The sequence below is a fragment of the Streptomyces achromogenes subsp. achromogenes genome, from assembly GCF_000720835.1.
Taxonomy (GTDB): Bacteria; Actinomycetota; Actinomycetes; order Streptomycetales; family Streptomycetaceae; genus Streptomyces; species Streptomyces achromogenes.
In genome coordinates, this window is the sequence record NZ_JODT01000046.1 from 37,491 (window position 1) to 55,527 (window position 18,037).

General features: G+C 72.1%; 17 protein-coding genes. 8 read left to right on the plus strand and 9 right to left on the minus strand.

Going from position 1 to position 18,037, the window contains the following annotated elements:
* Positions 1-35 precede the first annotated feature (35 nt).
* Entirely contained in the window at positions 36-947 is a 912-nt protein-coding gene (locus IH25_RS0133275; RefSeq protein WP_030619431.1) for a helix-turn-helix domain-containing protein, read from the plus strand.
* 78 nt (positions 948-1,025) lie between these two features.
* Here the strand turns inward: IH25_RS0133275 and IH25_RS0133280 are convergent, their stop codons facing one another.
* The 3 genes from IH25_RS0133280 to IH25_RS0133295 all read right to left on the minus strand — a co-directional run bounded on the left by IH25_RS0133280 (position 1,026) and on the right by IH25_RS0133295 (position 6,432).
* Positions 1,026-4,247, minus strand: a complete 3,222-nt coding sequence (locus IH25_RS0133280; protein WP_078844552.1) for a S8 family peptidase — start codon at positions 4,245-4,247, stop codon at positions 1,026-1,028.
* 357 nt (positions 4,248-4,604) lie between these two features.
* A complete protein-coding gene (locus IH25_RS0133290; RefSeq protein WP_030619434.1) occupies positions 4,605-5,855 on the minus strand; it encodes a L,D-transpeptidase in 1,251 nt (416 codons plus the stop codon).
* A gap of 232 nt (positions 5,856-6,087) precedes the next feature.
* Positions 6,088-6,432 carry a hypothetical protein gene (locus IH25_RS0133295; RefSeq protein WP_245172963.1) on the minus strand — a complete coding sequence of 115 codons (345 nt, stop codon included), beginning with the start codon at positions 6,430-6,432 and terminating at the stop codon, positions 6,088-6,090.
* Between the two features lie 109 nt (positions 6,433-6,541).
* Here IH25_RS0133295 and IH25_RS0133300 point away from each other — a divergent pair, with 109 nt between their 5' ends.
* Entirely contained in the window at positions 6,542-6,880 is a 339-nt protein-coding gene (locus IH25_RS0133300) for an LAETG motif-containing sortase-dependent surface protein (RefSeq protein WP_030619438.1), read from the plus strand.
* A 42-nt stretch (positions 6,881-6,922) separates the two neighbouring features.
* Complete coding sequence (locus tag IH25_RS0133305) at positions 6,923-7,717, plus strand: hypothetical protein (RefSeq protein WP_245172964.1); 795 nt, start codon at positions 6,923-6,925, stop codon at positions 7,715-7,717.
* A 48-nt stretch (positions 7,718-7,765) separates the two neighbouring features.
* On the opposite strand, the gene hutH is transcribed toward IH25_RS0133305, so the two are convergent.
* From hutH to IH25_RS0133330, 5 genes are all read right to left on the minus strand, one after another.
* The gene (hutH, locus tag IH25_RS0133310; RefSeq protein ID WP_030619443.1) at positions 7,766-9,334 is read right to left on the minus strand and encodes a histidine ammonia-lyase; all 1,569 of its coding nucleotides are present in this window, start codon (positions 9,332-9,334) and stop codon (positions 7,766-7,768) included.
* 168 nt (positions 9,335-9,502) lie between these two features.
* Positions 9,503-10,645 (minus strand): GGDEF domain-containing protein, encoded by a 1,143-nt coding sequence (locus IH25_RS0133315; RefSeq protein ID WP_030619457.1) that lies wholly within the window; start codon positions 10,643-10,645, stop codon positions 9,503-9,505.
* A 108-nt stretch (positions 10,646-10,753) separates the two neighbouring features.
* On the minus strand, positions 10,754-11,548 hold the full coding sequence (locus tag IH25_RS0133320; protein WP_030619460.1) for an enoyl-CoA hydratase/isomerase family protein: 795 nt from the start codon (positions 11,546-11,548) through the stop codon (positions 10,754-10,756).
* 147 nt (positions 11,549-11,695) lie between these two features.
* Positions 11,696-12,811, minus strand: a complete 1,116-nt coding sequence (locus IH25_RS0133325) for an adenylate/guanylate cyclase domain-containing protein (RefSeq protein WP_030619463.1) — start codon at positions 12,809-12,811, stop codon at positions 11,696-11,698.
* Positions 12,812-13,324: 513 nt separating this feature from the next.
* Positions 13,325-14,185 (minus strand): biotin--[acetyl-CoA-carboxylase] ligase, encoded by an 861-nt coding sequence (locus IH25_RS0133330; protein ID WP_030619464.1) that lies wholly within the window; start codon positions 14,183-14,185, stop codon positions 13,325-13,327.
* A 110-nt stretch (positions 14,186-14,295) separates the two neighbouring features.
* On the opposite strand from IH25_RS0133330, the gene IH25_RS0133335 reads away from it, so the two are divergent.
* The 4 genes from IH25_RS0133335 (at position 14,296) to IH25_RS0133350 (ending at position 16,999) form a co-directional block, all read left to right on the plus strand.
* A complete protein-coding gene (locus IH25_RS0133335; protein WP_030619466.1) occupies positions 14,296-15,897 on the plus strand; it encodes an acyl-CoA carboxylase subunit beta in 1,602 nt (533 codons plus the stop codon).
* A gap of 24 nt (positions 15,898-15,921) precedes the next feature.
* Positions 15,922-16,137, plus strand: a complete 216-nt coding sequence (locus IH25_RS0133340) for an acyl-CoA carboxylase epsilon subunit (RefSeq protein WP_030619470.1) — start codon at positions 15,922-15,924, stop codon at positions 16,135-16,137.
* Between the two features lie 83 nt (positions 16,138-16,220).
* Positions 16,221-16,349, plus strand: a complete 129-nt coding sequence (mmpB, locus tag IH25_RS42900; protein WP_268696069.1) for a morphogenic membrane protein MmpB — start codon at positions 16,221-16,223, stop codon at positions 16,347-16,349.
* A 32-nt stretch (positions 16,350-16,381) separates the two neighbouring features.
* Positions 16,382-16,999, plus strand: a complete 618-nt coding sequence (locus IH25_RS0133350) for a Maf family protein (protein ID WP_030619473.1) — start codon at positions 16,382-16,384, stop codon at positions 16,997-16,999.
* Here IH25_RS0133350 and IH25_RS0133355 read toward each other — a convergent pair.
* Entirely contained in the window at positions 16,971-17,558 is a 588-nt protein-coding gene (locus IH25_RS0133355; RefSeq protein ID WP_394298458.1) for a hypothetical protein, read from the minus strand. The genes IH25_RS0133350 and IH25_RS0133355 overlap by 29 nt on opposite strands.
* 379 nt (positions 17,559-17,937) lie before the next feature.
* Between IH25_RS0133355 and IH25_RS40230 the strand changes: the two genes are divergently transcribed.
* Positions 17,938-18,037 (plus strand): biotin carboxylase N-terminal domain-containing protein (locus tag IH25_RS40230; protein ID WP_157847070.1); only part of this gene is annotated, 100 nt, incomplete at its 3' end.

Consider the following 18,037-nt stretch of genomic DNA (forward strand, 5'->3'; position numbering starts at 1 on the left):
AGGCTCGCGGGCATACGACCAGGAATACTGGACGCATGGACAGCAGGGACGGGCAGCCGGAGACCACAGCCACCACCGGCCGGGCCCTGGACCGGCGGGCGGAGCTAAGCGAGTTCCTGCGCAGCCGGCGGGCCCGGCTGAAGCCGGAGGACGTGGGACTGTCCGGCTTCGGACGGCACCGCCGGGTGCCGGGGCTGCGCCGGGAGGAGCTGGCGCAGCTGGCCGGGGTGTCGGTGGCGTACTACACCCGGCTCGAACAGGGCAACGGACGGAACGTGTCGGCGGAGGTGCTGGACGCGATCGCGCGGGCCCTCAGGCTGACGGACGCCGAGCACGCCCATCTGACGCATCTGGCCAAGCCGAAGGCGCTGAAGAAGAAGCAGGGGGCACGCCAGCAGCAGGTGCGCCCGGCGCTGCGGCAGCTGCTGCAGACCATGGAGTCCGTGCCGGCGTACGTCGTGGGCCGGCGCTCGGAGATCCTCGCCTGGAACCGGATGGCGGCGGCCCTCTTCGGCGACTGGGGCGAGGTGCCGCCGGCCGAGCGGAACTGGGCCCGGCTGGTGTTCCTGCGCCCCGAGTACCGGGAGCTGTTCGTCGACTGGGAGCAGAAGGCGATCGACATCGTGTGCGCCCTGCGCATGGACGCGGGCTGCCATCCGGACGATCCGAAGCTGTCGGCGCTGGTGGGCGAGCTGTCGGTGAAGAGCGAGGAGTTCCGCCGGCTGTGGGCCACGCACGACGTCAGGGAGAAGAGCCATGGCGTCAAGCACCTGCACCACCCCTTGGTGGGCGACCTCGCGCTGAACTTCGAGAGCTTCCGCCTGACGGACGGCTCGGAGCAGTCCCTGGTCACCTATCACGCCGAGCCGGGCTCCCCCACCGCCGAGTCCCTGCGCCTGCTGGCCAGCTGGGGCACGGACGCGACCCGGGCGGCTCGGCCGGCCTAGCCGGGAACGGTCGAGCGGCCCGCAGCGGGCGTATGCCTGCTGCGGGCCGCTCGGTGCGGACGGTCGGCTAGCGGGGGGTCACTTGCCGAAGTACGCGTTGTAGATCGTGATCTCCGACGTGTTGCCCTTCTTGTCGGTGATCTTGGCGCGGAACGACACGGCCTTGTTCCTGGCCGGGTTCTTGACGGTGATCCTGCCGTTCCTGACGTCGGTCTTCTTGAAGTTCCTGCCGTCGTAGGAGACGTAGACGGCGAGGGACTTCAGGTTGCGGCCGGCGGCGGCGCCCTCCACGGTGACCGGGAAGGTGGCCTTCCTGCCCGCCGCGACCCGGCTGTCCAGGCCGGTGGTGGCACCGAAGCGCAGGATGGAGGCGGGCAGCTGGGCCATGTCGCCGGACGGCTTCTTGGAGCGGAAGGTCCAGGCCGCGTCGATCCGGGTGGAGACCTCGGACACCGTCGCCTTCCGCCTGACCGAGGTGGTCAGGCGGTACGCCGCGTCACCGGCCGGGACCGTGAAGGTCTCGCCGCCGAACAGCGGGTCGTCGTTGGTGCCGACCTTGGTGCCGTTGCGGTACAGGGTGGTGCTCGCCGAGTCGACGCTCGAGTACCCGGCGTGCCCCGCGGAGTCGGCGAACAGCGGCAGCGCGCCGAAGATCTCGTTGTCCTGCCGGAAGAGACCCATGTCCTTGCTCAGGTGCGGGCCGAAGACGGCGGTGTTGACCGTCTTGGTGTAGGTCTTGCCGCCCTTGAAGGTGGACTCGCCGAGCGAGTAGCCGGCGTCGTAGTCGGCCCCGCCGATCTGGCCGAACTCCAGGTCCCAGCGCACACCGCCGGTGGCGGACAGGTGCAGGGTGCGGGTGCCGGGCAGCTTCTGCGGGATGCTGACGACGGAGGCGCCAGAGCTGCCGGGCAGCCAGCCGATGGCGTCGACGGTGCCCGTCTTGCCGCGGGCCGCCGCGCCCATCCGGACCTTCACCGTGGCGAGCTCACCGGCCTTGTAGTGCCGGGTGTAGCCGGTGGCGAGCTGCTTGACCGGGCCGCCGGAGGTGACGTCGTACTCCTCGGTCGCGCCCTTGGTCCAGTGGGCGCTCCACCCCTGGGTCAGCGTGTCGGCGGGCGGCCGCGGGCCCAGGTGGGCGGTGCGGAAGTTCTTGTACGAGTCCAGGGCCATCGAGTACAGGTACTCGGTGTCGCCGACCGTGATGCCGAAGCGCGGCGCAGCGTACACGGGCTTCAGGCCCGAGCCGGGAACAGTGATGTCCACCGGCTTGGCCTTGCGCGCGTCGATGGTGATCGTCTGCTTCTTGTCGACGGTCAGCTTCGGCTGCACCAGCCAGTCGGTGCCCTTGGCGGAGTTCTTCGGGTCGCGGTAGACGGCGGTGTCGAGGATGTACGTGCCCTTGGGCGCACGCGCCTTCACCGTGCCGGACTTGTCGTACGGGCTCATCGAGGTGCCGGCCGCCAGGCCGGTCACGCCGGTGAGGCCGGCTTCGTAGTACGGGGCCGGCTTGCCGTCACGGCCGATGAACTTCAGCGTGACGTCGTAGGACTCCACCTCGCGCTGTACCGCGGCGGCCGTGCGGACGCTCTGGCCGTCGCCCGTCGCCGTGACGTACGCGGAGTAGGCGCCGTCGACGGTGCCGCCGAGCCTGGTGTCCACGGTGAGGTCGACCGCGGCCGTGCCGTGCGCCGGGACGGTGACCTGGTTCGCGCCCAGCTTGACGAAGCCGGCCGGGGCCGCCGCGCCCTTGGGGTCGAGGGCGGTGCTCGCCAGGGTGAGCGTGACGTCCTTGTCGCCGAGGTTGCGGTACGTCAGTTTCCTGGTGACCGGCTTGTCGTCGGCGTGCGGCCACTGCTGCACCCCGAAGTTCAGCGAGACCGGGTCGGCGACGACCGACTGGCCGATGGCCTTGTCGACCTGGATACGGCCGGTGCCCTGCTCGAAGGCGGTGTACTTGCCGCCCTTGGTGGAGCCGGTCAGGGCGCCCTTCAGCTCGGCGTAGCCCCAGTCGGGGTGCCGCTGCTTCAGGATGGCCGCGGCGCCCGCGACGTGCGGGGTGGCCATCGACGTGCCGGAGATCGTGAGATAGCCCGCGGGCTTCTCGCCGACCTCCTTGCCGATGACGCTGTCACCGGCCGCGGCGGCGGTGATGTCGACGCCCGGCGCGGTGACGTCCGGCTTGACGGCTCCGTCGCCGACGCGCGGGCCGGTGGAGGAGAAGTCCGCCAGCCTGTCCTTGTCGTCGACGGCGCCGACGGTGAGCGCGGCGTCCGCGCTGCCCGGCGAACCGACCGACTGGGGGCCGTCGTTGCCCGCGGCGATCGCGAACAGGACGCCCTTCTCGGCGGAGAGCTTGTCGACCTCGGCCTCGAGCGGGTCGATGCCGGGGGCGTCGTAGCCGCCGAGGCTGAGGTTGATGACGTCGGCGCCCTGGCCGGCCGCCCACTCCATGCCGGCGAGGATGCCGGAGTCGTCGCCGAAGCCGCTGTCGTCCAGGACCTTGCCGTTGAGGAGCTTGGCGTCCGGGGCCACACCCTTGTACTTGCCGCCCGACTTGGCGCCGGTGCCCGCCACGATGGAGGCGACGTGCGTGCCGTGGCCGAAGTGGTCGGTGGCGTCGGCGGCGGTGCTGAAGTTCCGGGAGGCGATCACCTGGTCCTTCAGGTCCACGTGCCGGGTGTCCACGCCGGTGTCCAGGACCGCGACCTTGACGCCCTTGCCGGTGTAACCGGCCTTCCACGCGGTGGGGGCGCCGATCTGCGGCACGGACTTGTCGAGGCTGGCCTCGCGGACGCCGTCGAGCCAGACGTGCGCGATGCCGGAGGCGGTCCTGCCGCCGTCGGTGACGGCGTGCCACAGCCCGGCGGTGTCCTCGGCCGGGGTCTGCACGGCGTCCGCGTTGAGCGCGGTCAGGCTGCGGCGCAGGGTGCCCGCGTCGCGGACCTGGGCCTTGGCGGCGCCCGCGCTGCCTCGGTAGCCGACGATGACCTTCAGCCCGTTCTTCCGGGCCTTGCGGGTGGCGGCCTTGGCCAGCTCGGTGACGTCGAACAGGCGCTGGTCCAGCGTGCCGGAGGCCACCAGGCGGGCCGCGTCCGCGGGGACCACCAGGGTGTGTCCGGCGGCCTCGCGGATGTGGAAGGGTACGTGCTCGCGGCCCTTGGCCCGCTCCAGGCCGACGACCCGGCCCTTGGCGTCGAGGGCGACGCGGTCACCGGTGATCAGGGTGACGTGGTGCTTGGCGGTGAGTGCGGAGGCGCCCGCAGGGGTGCGGGCGGGCTTCGCCGACGCGGGGCTGGTCATACCCGCTGCGAGGGCGACCGCTGCGGCCGTTGCCACGGTGGCCGCAGCAGCTCTTTTCACTTGTGCGCGCAAGTTCTCCCCCTGGAGATGAGGTACCGGGCGAATTCCCCGTTCACCCGGCCGGGGGCGGACTCGCACAGGTGCGCGTCGGCCTCCCGGGCCACGAAGTATTCCGGGGGGCGATCAGACGCTCAAGGGATGAGAGAACGATGAGAAAGCACGACAGGAAACTGTTACGCGTCGTCCGGGACACCGTTACAGAATCGCGAAGTCCCGTGGATCCAGCGGGTGTTATGGGCCGACAACGCGCGATGCCGCCCCCGGAGGAGCGGCATCGCGCGTGGTGGTGACGGAGCGTCAGACGGCCGAACCGGCCTTCCACTGCGCCCAGTCCATGTTCCAGCCGTTGAGGCCGTTGTCCGGCGAGACCGTCTTGTCGCCGGTGTGCTGGACGACCACAACGTCACCGATCAGCGTGTTGTTGTAGAACCAGGCCGCCGGGGTGCTCGGGTCGTTCGCGCCCTTCGCGTCCCGCAGGCCGACACAGCCGTGGCTGGTGTTCGCGCTGCCGAACACCGACGGCGCGCCCCAGTAGTTGCCGTGGATGAAGGTGCCCGAGGTGGTCAGGCGCATGGCGTGCGGCACGTCCTTGATGTCGTACTCGCCCTTGCCGTCGTCGTCGGTGAAGCCGACCGTGGCGCCGTTCATGCGGGTCTGCTTGAACTTCTCGGAGACCACCATCCGCCCCTCGTACGTCTTGTTGTCGGGGGAGCCGGCGGAGATCGGGATGGTCTTGACGACCTTGCCGTCCTGCGTGACCTTCATCTGCTTGGTCCGCGCGTCGACGTAGGAGACCTGGTTGCGGCCGATGTGGAAGGTGACCGTCTTCTGCTGGACGCCGTAGACACCGCTCGCGCCCTGGACGCCGTCGAGCGCCAGCTTCAGGGTGACGGTGGAGCCTTCCTTCCAGTAGTCCTGGGGACGGCAGTCCATGCGGTTGGCGCTGAACCAGTGGCAGGCGACCTCCTGGCCGCTGCTGGAGCTGACCGTGATGCCCTTCTGCACGGCCGCCTTGTTGCTGATCGCCTTGTCGAAGTTGATCGACACGGGCATGCCGACACCGACCGTGGAGCCGTTGTCCGGGGTGAAGGTGCCGATGAAGCTGTTGGCCGGGGAGACCGTGGTGAAGGAGGCGTTCTCGTGGGCTATGCGGCCCTCGGAGTCCTTGGCCTCCGCGGCGAGCTTGTAGGTGGTGGAGCGCTCCAGCGGGGTGCTGGGCTTCCAGCTCTTGCTGTCGGCGGACAGCTGCCCGGCGACGGGCTTGCCGTCCTGGGTGGTCATGGTGACACCGGTGAGCGTGCCCTTGCTCACCGTGACGGCGGCGGAGTTGTTGATCGACGCGTTGGCGGAGCCGTCCTTCGGCGTGATCGTGATCTGCGCCTCGGAGGACTTCTTGGCCGCCGCCTCGTCGACCTTGGCCTGCGAGGTGTCGCCGTCACCGCTGCCGGAGGCGTCGGCGTCGCCGCCGGAACACGCCGTGAGCACCAGCACACCGCCGAGCAGAGCGGAAGCGGCCGCCAGGCGCCCGCGCCGCTTACTGTCCGTCATCACAAGCTTCTCCATCGTTGCCGAGTCGCGAAAACCCCGAGAGTCCCCCGTCAAGAACCATCAACGCTACGGCCGGTTCGTGCCGTTCCCGCCCCGTGGATCTGTGGGGCATCCCACGTCCGCGGCGCGCTCCGTCGCCACGGGTGGGGCCGGACACCGGTCCGTACGTTCCCTGGGACGACGAAAACCCCGGACGGCGGGTGCCGTCCGGGGTCTGGGTGCCCCGGGACGCTCAGCCGATGCCGTCCTCTTCCTCGTCGTCGTCCCCATCATCCTCGTCCAGGTCCCACTCGGGCGAATCGGGGTCGTAGTCGACGCGCTCGCTGGACCAGGACGCCTGCTGGAGCTCCACCCCGGGCACCTCGCCGACCAGGTCGAACGGGTCCACGAGATAGGCCAGGGCCTCCGCGGTGTCTTCCGTCACAGCGGACTCGGCGTGCGTCCGCTCCGCCTCCGCCAGCCCGGTGTCCCCGGCGAGGCGGCGCAGCGCGGCCTTGGTCACCTCGCCCTCGTCCTGCACCTCCAGCACCAGCTCCACCCGAAGCCGCACAAAACGTGATGTCTCTTCTGCGCTCATGGCGCGAGCGTACGGCCGAAACCTCCCGTGACTTTCCTGTGACCCGCGCCTTTCACTAACATCGCTCCACACGGCCAATTCGCCAGCGTCACAAGGGGATCGATATTCCGTGTCATCCGCTCGCCGCCCGTTGCTGACCGCCACCGCCGCGGGCACCCTCCTGTGCGCACTGTGGTTCGTCCCGTCCGCGAACGCCTCGCAGAACACTCCCGCGAAGGAGACGGCGACCATCTCGACGCCCACCCGGGTCACACAGGCCACGCAGGTCACTCAGGTCAGAACGGTGTCGGCACCCGCCACGGGCGCGGACCGGGCGGCCGAGGGAGCCGAACTGGCCGACACCGGCGCCTTCGACACCACCCCGTACGTGGTCGGCGGAAGCCTGTTCCTCGCGGTGGGCGCCGGCTTCGTCGTGTACTCGGTACGTCGCGAACGCATGGGTTTTTGATCTGTCTTGACTGAAACTTGACAGCCCCCACATAGTTCGCCCATGAAGAGATCATCGGGCGTGCGGCTGTGCGCCACCGCGGCTGTGAGCGTGCTCTCGCTCGCCCTCGTCACCGGTTGCGGCGACACGAAGCCGGACGCCCCGGGGACCGCCTCGGGCAAGGACGCCGCGAAGCCGGCCGCGAAGACGCTCGGCGCTGCGGAACTGCGGAAGCTGATCATCGCCAAGGGCGACGTGCCCGGGCACGAGGTCGGGCCGGTCGAGGGCGGCGTCCCGGACCGCTCCAAGGTCAAGGCCGGGAACGCCGAGTGCGAGCCGGTGCTCGAGGCGTTCACCGGCATCGCGCCCGGCGCCCCGGTGGCGCACACCAGCCGCATGGCCACGCAGGAGAAGAAGACCCCCACGGCCGAGCCCAGCTCCCCGGAGGACCTGACCGAGGGCGCCCTCAAGGACGAGTTCACCAAGGCCATGGACCTGGACGTCACCGTGGTCACCCTGGCCTCGTACGAGGGGGACGGCGCCGAGCGGGGACTGGCCTCGCTCCAGGACGCGGTCAAGGCGTGCACCGGCGGGTTCTCCGGCGAGCAGGACGGCGAGAAGGGCAAGTTCACCAAGGTCGCCGCGGAGAAGCCGTCCGGCACGGGGGACGCGTCGGTGGCGTTCACCGCGACCGACGAGGACTCCGAGGACGGCGCCCTGCCGCTGCACTCCGAGGTGGTGCGGCACGGCAGGACCCTCGCGGTGTACACCACGGTCAACATCGGCGCGATGATGGGCAAGAAGCCCTACACGGTCTCCGCTCCGGTCGTGAAGGCGCAGGCCGCCAAGCTGAAGTGACGGCACGTCACCACTGTGGCGGGGCCCCGGCCGGGGCCCCGCCGTCGTTCACTGGAGCGGGCCGGTGACCTTCTCCACGGCCGCCACCAGCTCGCCGCCGCGCACGAAGGCGTCGGCGGCGGCCAGGTCGGGCGCCAGGAACCGGTCCGGTCCCGGGCCTGCCACGCCCGCGGCGCGCACGGCGTCGATCACGGCCTGCGTGGCGGGCGCCGGGGTGAGTCCCTCGCGCAGCTCGATGGCGCGGGTGGCCGCGTACAGCTCGATGGCGATGACCCGGGTGAGGTTGTCCACGGCGGTGCGCAGCTTGCGCGCGGCCGACCAGCCCATGGAGACGTGGTCCTCCTGCATCGCGGAGGACGGGATGGAGTCCGCGGAGGCCGGTACGGCGAGCCGCTTCAGCTCGCTGACCAGCGCGGCCTGCGTGTACTGGGCGATCATCAGCCCGGAGTCCACACCGGCGTCGTCGGCGAGGAACGGCGGCAGGCCGTGGCTGCGGTTCTTGTCCAGCAGCCGGTCGGTGCGGCGCTCGGCGATGGAGCCGAGGTCGGCGGCGGCGATGGCGAGGAAGTCCAGCACGTAGGCCACGGGCGCGCCGTGGAAGTTGCCGTTGGACTCCACCCGCCCTCCCCCAGAGCCGAAAGCCTGGGAGGTGCCCCCAGGCAGCACGACGGGGTTGTCCACGGCGGAGGCCAGCTCCCGGTCGGCGACCAGGCGGGCGTGCGCCATCGTGTCGCGTCCGGCGCCGGCGACCTGCGGGGCGCAGCGCACGGAGTAGGCGTCCTGGACGCGCGGGGCGTCGTCCTGGTGGTGCCCGGTGAGCCCCGAGCCCTTCAGCACGGCGAGCATGTTGGCGGCGCTGGCGCCCTGCCCGGGGTGCGGGCGGATGGCGTGCAGCTCGGGCGCGAGGACCTTGTCGCTGCCGAGCAGTGCCTCCAGGGTGAGGGCGGCGGTGACGTCGGCGGACTTGTAGAGGGTGTCCAGGTCGGCGAGGGCCATGACCAGCATGCCGAGCATGCCGTCGGTGCCGTTGAGCAGGGCGAGGCCCTCCTTCTCGCGCAGCTCGACGGGCCGGATCCCGTGCTCGGCGAGCAGCTCGCCGGCGGGCCGGACGCGCCCGTCGGGGCCCTCCGCCTCGCCTTCGCCCATGAGGGTGAGCGCGCAGTGGGAGAGCGGGGCCAGGTCGCCGGAGCAGCCCAGGGAGCCGTACTCGTGCACGACCGGGGTGATCCCGGCGTTCAGCACGTCGGCCATGGTCTGCGCGACCTCGGGCCGCACCCCGGTGTGACCCGAGCAGACGGTCTTCAGCCGCAGGAACATCAGGGCCCGTACGACCTCACGCTCCACCCGGGGGCCCATGCCGGCGGCGTGCGAGCGGACGATGTTGCGCTGCAACTGGGCGCGCAGCTCCGGGCTGATGTGCCGGGTCGCCAGGGCGCCGAAGCCGGTGGAGACGCCGTAGACCGGGTCGGGCTTGGCCGCCAGCGCGTCCACGATCTCCCGGGCCGCCGCGAGGGCCGCCACCGCCTCCGCCGACAGCTCGATGCGGGCACCGCCGCGCGCCACGGCGAGAACGTCGGACGCCGTGACCCCGGACGTCCCCACCACCACAGTGTGCATATCCATATTCAGGAGCGTACGCATTGAATGCGGCGGTGTCACTAGTGGGCACTGGAGTCACCCCTTACCTCAGGGTGTGGGTTTCACCTCACGACCGACACCACCCAGGACTCAGAATCGGCGCCACCCCGTGTCTCACGGCCGGCGCCGCTCGACGCGGGCGCTCGTTCACGGCCGGCGCCCGCGGAACCGGCGGCGCTCGGCGCGCGAGGGCGGCGGTGCGTCGGCCAGCCGGACGACCGGATCGCCGGGCCCCTCCCGGCCGGCCACCACCGGCCGGTCCAGGCGCAGCGCCTTGGCCCGGTACTGGGCGGCGTCCGCGAGCCGGAACAGCCGCCGGGCGTCGCGCACCTCGCCGATCGCCTCCGCGGTCGAGGCGACCCCGCACGCGACCCCCTCCCCCGGCTGAAGCTCCCCGGCCCTGCGGCACAGCTCGTCGGCCGCCTTCACCACGTCGTCGGCGGGCGGCCCGACCGCGACCAGACAGAACTCGTCCCCGCCGAGCCGCGCGACCAGCGCACCCGGCACCATCGCCCCGCACAGCGACAGCACCGAGCCGAAACGCTCCAGCAGCCGGTCGCCGACGGCGTGCCCGAGGGTGTCGTTGACCCGCTTGAGCCCGTTGAGGTCGCAGACGACCAGACTGACCACCGCGCCCTCCGCGCGGTGCCGCTCGACGGCCTCCTCCAGGCACACGTCCACGGCCCGGCGGTTGGCCAGGCCGGTGAGGGCGTCGGTGAAGGCGAGCCGGCGGGCCTCCTCCAGCCGCTCGGTCTGCGCGAGGCCGGCGGCGACGACGGCCGCGAGCACGGTGGCGAAGTCGGAGTCGGCCCGCGCGAACACCGGCGCGCCGGCCGCGCGGGCCACGTACAGCTCGCCCCAGGCCCGGCCGTGCAGCACGACGGGGGCGACGACACAGCACCCGCGCCCCCGGCGGCGCAGGGCCGCGACCCGCTCGTGGAAGTACCCGGCGCTGCCGGTCGCGGCGCCCTCGGCGGTCTCCACCCAGGCGTTGGGCCCCCCGCCACCGGCCCACCGCTCGTGCAGGAACTCGGTGATCTCCGGGAACTGGTGCACCGGATAGGTCTCGGCCTCGGGGAACTCCTCCTCGTCCGCGGCCCGCTCCCCCACGTTCACGAGGACCCGGAGCCGGCCCAGCTCGCGCTCCCAGACCGACAGCGCGGCGAAGGTGCCGTCCAGCGCGTGACAGGCGCCGAGGGCGGCGGCCTGCCAGCACTCCCGGGGGGTGTGCGCCGCCGCCATGCCCTGAGCCAGCGCCACGACCGCGGCGAACCGCTTGTCCTCACCCATTACTCCAGATTAGGGAGTAATGCGGACACAAGGGATGTCGATGCGGCGATCAGGTGGCCGTCGACGAAACGACCGGCACGCACCCTGCCCAAGGCCGCCCGGCACCCCTCACTCCCCCGGCCACTCCGGCTTGCGCTTCTCGTTGAAGGCGGCCACACCCTCCGCGCGGTCGCCCGAGAAGGCCACCGAGCGCCATGCCGCGTCCTCGACCTCCAGCCCGGCCCGCAGATCCAGCCCGTGGCCCAGCCGCAGCGCCCGCTTGGCGGCCCGCAGCCCCACCGGCGAGTTCCCGGCGATCCGCTCGCCGAGCGCCAGCGCCTCCTCGCGGTCCCGGCCCTCCGCCACCAGCTGGTCCACCAGCCCCAGCCGGGCGGCCTCCGCCGCCTCCACCCGCCGGGCCGAGAAGATCAGCTCGGCGGCCCGCGCGGCCCCGACCCGCCGGGGCAGCAGCTGCGTACCGCCGCCGCCCGGGATCACGCCCACGGACACCTCCGGCAGCCCCACCACGGCCGTGGGGTCGGCCACGATCAGGTCGCAGGAGAGGGCCAGCTCGAAACCGCCGCCCAGCGCGAAGCCGTGCACCGCGGCGATCGTCGGCATCGGCAGCTCCAGCACCCCGGTGTACGCGGCCCGCGCCACCGGCCGCTGCCGGACCAGGTCGGCGTCGGTGAAGGAGTTCCGCTCCTTCAGGTCCGCCCCGACACAGAAGGCCCGTTCGTGCGACGAGGTCAGCACGACCACCCGGGCGGCGGGGTCGCCGGCGAGCGCGGCGCACGCGCCCGCGAGGGAGCGGGCCATCTCCGTGGAGACGGCGTTCATCGCCTTGGGCCGGTCCAGCACCAGCTCCGCGACGTGCCCGTGCCGCCGCACCAGCACGAACTCCCCGTACCGCTCCTCGCTCATGACACCCTCCGGTTAACGCGGGTTAACACACTGCGGGTCCGATCATCGCAGCCGTACCCGATCCGGGAAAAGACCCGGGGGCCCACACCCGTCCGGGTGACGCCTGCCCCTGATCGGCCGCCGCGTGGACGTGCTCGATGCCCGCGCCTAGGAGGACCGGCCGTCACGCCGGGTGAGCAGCCACGGCTCGACGACGCCGAGCCCGCGCACCGGCCGCTGCCACATCGGCTGGAGGGCGAAGCGGTACGTCGGCGTCTCCTCGCCCTCCTTCTCGGCGGCGGCGGCCTCCGCCTCGGAGACGGGGGCCTCGCCGGTGCGGATCAGTTCCTCGGCGAAGGCGCTGTCCACCAGGACGGCGTCCCGGGGCGCGATGGAGGTCAGCCGGGAGGCGAGGTTGACCGTCGTACCGAACACATCACCCATACGGGTGGTCACCGTGCCGAAGGCCATGCCGACCCGCAGCTCGGGCATCGTCTCGTCGTTCGCGAGCGTCTCCACCAGGCGCAGAGCGATGTCCGCGGCCACACCGGCGTCGTCCGCCGCGTACAGCACCTCGTCACCGAGGGTCTTGATCAGCCGGCCGCCGCGGGCGGCCACCAGGTCGGCGGCGGTGGTCTCGAAGGCCTCGACCAGCTCGCCCAGCTCCTCTTCCTCCATCCGGCGGGTGAGCCGGGTGAAACCGACGAGGTCGGCGAAGCCGACGGCGAGCCGGCGGTCGACCATCTCCTCGTCGTCGGCGGCCTGCACGACCCGGCCGGTCGCGGCGGCGAGCTGGCGGCGCCAGACGTAGACCAGGAACTCCTCCAGCTCCGGCAACAGCAGCTCGACCAGCGGGTACGTCACCTCGGTGCGGGTCATGCCCGGCTCCGGGGGCTCGGTCAGCCCCTCCAGGAACGAGTCGATCTGCCACTCGGCCAGCCGGGCCGTGGTCTGCCCGGTGGACCGGGCCACCTGCACCGCCATGGCCTCGCTGAGCAGCCCCGCCTCCACCAGACCGGCGAGCCGCCGCAGGGCCAGCACGTCGGCCTCGGTGAGGGCCTTGGCCTGCCCTATGTCCGCGAATCCCATGGCCCGCCAGAACCGGGATGCCAGCTCCATGGAGACACCGGCGCTACGGGCCGCCTGGAACGGGGTGTAACGGCGCTCGGCACCCAGGATGAGCTGTTCGAGCCGCAGGGCCAGCGGGTCCTCGCCGCCGTCGGGGGCGTGGGGATCCACCCGGCCGTCCCCGCCAGCGCCGGAGCCCGTGTCGTCGACGGTCACGCCTGCTGCCCTTCCGATCTGCCGCGGTCAGGTTTCGACCGGCCTCAACTCTACGGCAGGTGTGCGCCAGCTCACTCCGCCGGGTTGAGCCGACGGGACCGTTCCCGGCACCGAGGCCGCGGGGCCGACCGCGCAGTTCCCCGGTCGCCGTCGGCCGGGAGGCGAGACGGCGGGCCGGCCGCGCACGGCGGGAAGGGGACGTGCCGGGGGGTGTCCGCCCGCAGCGGTTGGCGCGTCGACACGAGTCCCTCTACGACCGACCGATTCCGCGCCGTTCCGAGGACGGACACCCCCCGGCGCGGCCCCGACTCCCCCACGCACCCCGGGCGCGACGCGCACCCCCACCCACCCGCACAGGCGCCGCAGGCATCGCACCCCCGACCCGCACCCGAGGCAGCACGCGAAGGCACCACAGAACACACCCGCACAGGCGCCGCAGGCACCCGCCCCCACCCCGCACCCGACGCCCCGCACCGCATCCAAAGCCCCCGCCCAAGCCCCGGCCAGGGTGGGTCACGCAGGCCGCAGATGAACGATGTCCCCCGCCCCCACCGGCTCCTGAACCCCGTCCCCGGTCGCGATGACCAACCGCCCGTCCCCGTCCAGCGCCACGGCCTCCCCCACCACGGACCGCTCCCCGGGCAACTCCGCCCGCACCGTCCGCCCGAGCGTCGCGCACCCCGCCGTGTACGTCTCCTGCAACCCGCACGCCGAGGGATCCCCCTCCGCCGCCCGCCACCGCCCGTACCAGTCCTCCAGCGCCCGCAGCACCGCCCGCAGCAGCGGATCCCGGTCCGTCCCCGCCGCCCCGGCCAGCGCCAGCGACCCCGCCTGCGGAACCGGCAGCTCGTCCGCCCGCAGGCTGACGTTGATGCCGACGCCGATGACGACCCCGTCGTCCCCGGCCCGCTCCGCGAGGATCCCCCCGGCCTTGCGCTCCTCGCCACCGACGGTCACCAGCAGGTCGTTAGGCCATTTGAGCGCCGTGTCGACGCCCGCCGCCCGCGCCAGCCCGGTCGCCACCGCGACCCCGGTGAGCAGCGGCAGCCACCCCCACCGCGCCACCGGCACCTCACGCGGCCTGAGCAGCACGGAGAAGAACAGCCCGGACCGCGGCGGCGCGCTCCACCGCCGGTCCAGCCGCCCCCGGGCCGCCGTCTGCTCCTCCGCGACCAGTACCGCCCCCTCCTCGACGCTCCCGGCGGCGGCCCGCGCCACGAGGTCGGAGTTGGTGGAGCCGGTCCGCGGCACCACCTCGATGTCCCGGTACAGGCCCCCGTCCCGGACCAGCCCGCGCCGCAGCGCCGCGGCGTTCAGGGGCGGGCGTTCGAGGTCGGACCAGCGGCTGTCGTCTGATGGATTCTGCGGCGTCATGCAAGCCACCCTAGGTGTGGTAAACGACGCACTGCCGACCGGTAGCCCCACCACTACTCTACGAATGAGTAACCGTCCCCCCTTTTGAGCAGGCAGGGAGCCGCATCCCGATGTCCGAGCCGGAAGAGCGTCACGAGATCCAAGGGATCGACATTCACACGACCGCGGGGAAGCTCGCGGATCTCCAGCGGCGCATCCACGAGGCCACGCACGCCGGTTCGGAACGCGCCGTGGAAAAGCAGCACGCCAAGGGCAAGCTGACGGCCCGTGAGCGGATCGAGCTGCTGCTGGACGAAGGATCGTTCGTCGAGCTGGACGAGTTCGCCCGGCACCGCTCCACGAACTTCGGCCTGGACGGCAACCGCCCGTACGGCGACGGCGTGGTCACCGGCTACGGCACCGTCGACGGCCGTCCGGTCGCCGTCTTCTCCCAGGACTTCACCGTCTTCGGCGGCGCCCTCGGCGAGGTGTACGGCCAGAAGATCGTCAAGGTGATGGACTTCGCCCTGAAGACCGGCTGCCCGGTCATCGGCATCAACGACTCCGGCGGCGCCCGCATCCAGGAAGGCGTCGCCTCCCTCGGCGCCTACGGCGAGATCTTCCGCCGCAACACCCACGCCTCCGGCGTCATCCCCCAGATCAGCCTGGTCGTCGGCCCGTGCGCGGGCGGCGCGGTCTACTCCCCCGCCATCACCGACTTCACCGTCATGGTCGACCAGACCAGCCACATGTTCATCACCGGCCCGGACGTCATCAAGACCGTCACCGGCGAGGACGTCGGCTTCGAGGAGCTGGGCGGCGCCCGCACCCACAACACCGCCTCCGGCGTGGCCCACCACATGGCCGGCGACGAGAAGGACGCCGTCGAGTACGTCAAGCAGCTGCTGTCGTACCTGCCGTCCAACAACCTCTCCGAGCCCCCGGTCTTCCCGGAGGAGGCGGACCTCTCCGTCACCGACGAGGACCGCGAGCTGGACACGCTCGTCCCCGACAGCGCCAACCAGCCCTACGACATGCACACGGTGATCGAGCACGTCCTGGACGACGCCGAGTTCTTCGAGACCCAGGCCCTGTTCGCACCGAACATCCTCACCGGCTTCGGCCGGGTCGAGGGCCACCCGGTCGGCGTCGTCGCCAACCAGCCGATGCAGTTCGCCGGCTGCCTGGACATCGCCGCCTCCGAGAAGGCCGCCCGCTTCGTACGCACCTGCGACGCCTTCAACATCCCGGTGCTGACCTTCGTGGACGTCCCCGGCTTCCTGCCCGGCGTCGGCCAGGAACACGAGGGCATCATCCGGCGCGGCGCCAAGCTGATCTACGCCTACGCCGAGGCCACCGTCCCGCTGATCACCGTCATCACCCGCAAGGCCTTCGGCGGCGCCTACGACGTCATGGGCTCCAAGCACCTGGGTGCCGACCTCAACCTGGCCTGGCCCACCGCCCAGATCGCCGTCATGGGCGCCCAGGGCGCGGTCAACATCCTGCACCGCCGCACCATCGCCGAGGCGGACGACGCCGAGGCCACCCGCGCCCGGCTGATCCAGGAGTACGAGGACACCCTCCTCAACCCCTACGTCGCGGCCGAGCGCGGCTACGTCGACGCGGTGATCATGCCGTCCGACACCCGCGCGCACATCGTCCGCGGCCTGCGTCAACTGCGCACCAAGCGGGAATCCCTGCCTCCGAAGAAGCACGGCAACATCCCCCTGTAGGCCCCGCCGACCCCGGGAGCGGACATGAACATCAAGGTCGTACGAGGCAACCCCACCCCGGAGGAGCTGGCCGCCGCCCTGGCGGTGGTCCGCGCCCGCGCCGCGGCGGCGGCCTCCGCGCCGTCCGGCGCGCAGGGCCCGAAGAACGCGTGGTCCGACCCGGCCCGCATCGCCGCCCGGCACGTCCCGGCGCCGGGCCCGGCGTCGTGGGCGCGCACCTACTGGCCGGGCCGGGGCTGACCGTCCGCCGGCCGGAACCCCGGGTGCCGAATTGAGTACGCCTACTCAGGCACCCGCCCCCGGTCCGGCCGCACGCTGGGGACATGCTGTGGTCAGATCCGGAGAACGAGCCGCCCGAGGACCTGCGCGAGGCGCAGAACATGCTCCGGCGGCTCGGTCTCCTGATGGCGCTGGCCATGGTGCTGGCGATGATCGTGATCGGCCTGAGGTGAGCCGCCCGGCGTGCCGTGGCTAACCTGACCGCATGACTGCCAATCGCCGCAGGCGACTCGTGCTCGCCTCCCAGTCCCCCGCCCGGCTGGGCCTGCTCCGGCAGGCCGGATTCGACCCCGAGGTCATCGTGAGCGGCGTCGACGAGGACGCCGTCACCGCGCCCACCCCGGCGGAGCTGGCGCTCGCCCTGGCCGAGGCGAAGGCGTCGGTGGTCGCGGCGCGGCCCGAGGTGCAGGGCGCCCTGGTGATCGGCTGCGACTCGGTGCTGGAGCTGGACGGCAAGGCGCTCGGCAAGCCGGCCGACGCCGAGGAGGCCACCGCCCGCTGGAAGGACATGCGCGGACGGGCGGGGGTGCTCCAGACGGGGCACTGCGTGTGGGACACGGAGGCCAAGCGGTACGTGTCGGCGACCGCCTCCACCGTCGTCCGGTTCGGTGAACCCAGCGACGCCGAGATCGCCGCCTACGTGGCCTCCGGAGAGCCCCTCCACGTGGCCGGCGCGTTCACCCTGGACGGCCGTTCGGCACCGTTCATCGACGGCATCGACGGCGACCACGGCAACGTGATCGGCCTCAGCCTGCCCCTGGTCCGCCGGCTCCTGGCGGAACTGGGCGTCGGCATCACGGAGTTGTGGGCGCCGGAGCGCTGACCGGGGCGTGGGCGGAGCCCTGGGGCGGAACGGCGTCCCGGGGTTCCTCGTCGCCGTCCCGGGGCTCGTGCGTACGGCCCGCCGGCGCGTCCCCGTCGACGGGTTCCGCACCCGGCTCCGGCCCCGCCGCCGGCCCGGCCCCCTGCCCGGGCGTGCCGCCGGGGACCGCGCCCTGCGGGCCGGCCGCACGGTCGTACGTCATCAGGAGCAGCACGATCAGCCCGAGGACGGCGACCATGAACACGAACGCCGCCGCGCCGAACAGGCCCCAGGCGAACGCGCCGAGCAGGCCGTGCACCACGGCCGCGCTGACCAGCACCACACGGCCGAAGCCGGCCGGGGCACGGTCGCGTACCGCGACGAGCACGGCCACCAGCGCGCACAGCGCGAAGTAGAGCCCGAAGACGATTCCGCCGATCTTCGAGGACGTCGCCATGACGTCGGGGTCCAGGCCGGCCAGGGACATCTTCTGCCGGTCGACGACGACCCCGAGGAGCCAGTTCACCGCCACGACGGCCACCGCCTCCACGAGGAGGACGACCGCCACGACCCATGCCACCGGTCTGCGCACCACCGGGCCCCACCCACTCTCACGCCGACAGCCTGTTACCCCAGGTACGTCCGAGACATCGGGCACGCTACTAACGGGTAAACCACGGGACAAGGGTTCCGGCCGAAGCAAAGAATCATTGGGCCATTCGTAGGGACTCGACAAAGAATCGGAGTGGGCCGCAGCACGCCCGCACAGAGACCTTGACCACATGGCGGGGCTAGGGTTTTCCCCAGGAGTCCTGCGTACCCCGGTGCGACATGGGCTTTCTCTGGTCGGGCGAGCCTCGGATCACGCTCCGTGTGGGCAAGCTCACCATTGGGGACGGGTCGAAGTGCCGTGTCGGCAGTCCCTAAACTCGGCTTGTTTCAAGGAGGGAGCCTCAATCGTGCGCAAGGTGCTCATCGCCAACCGTGGCGAAATCGCTGTCCGCGTGGCCCGGGCCTGCCGGGACGCCGGGATCGCGAGCGTGGCCGTCTACGCCGACC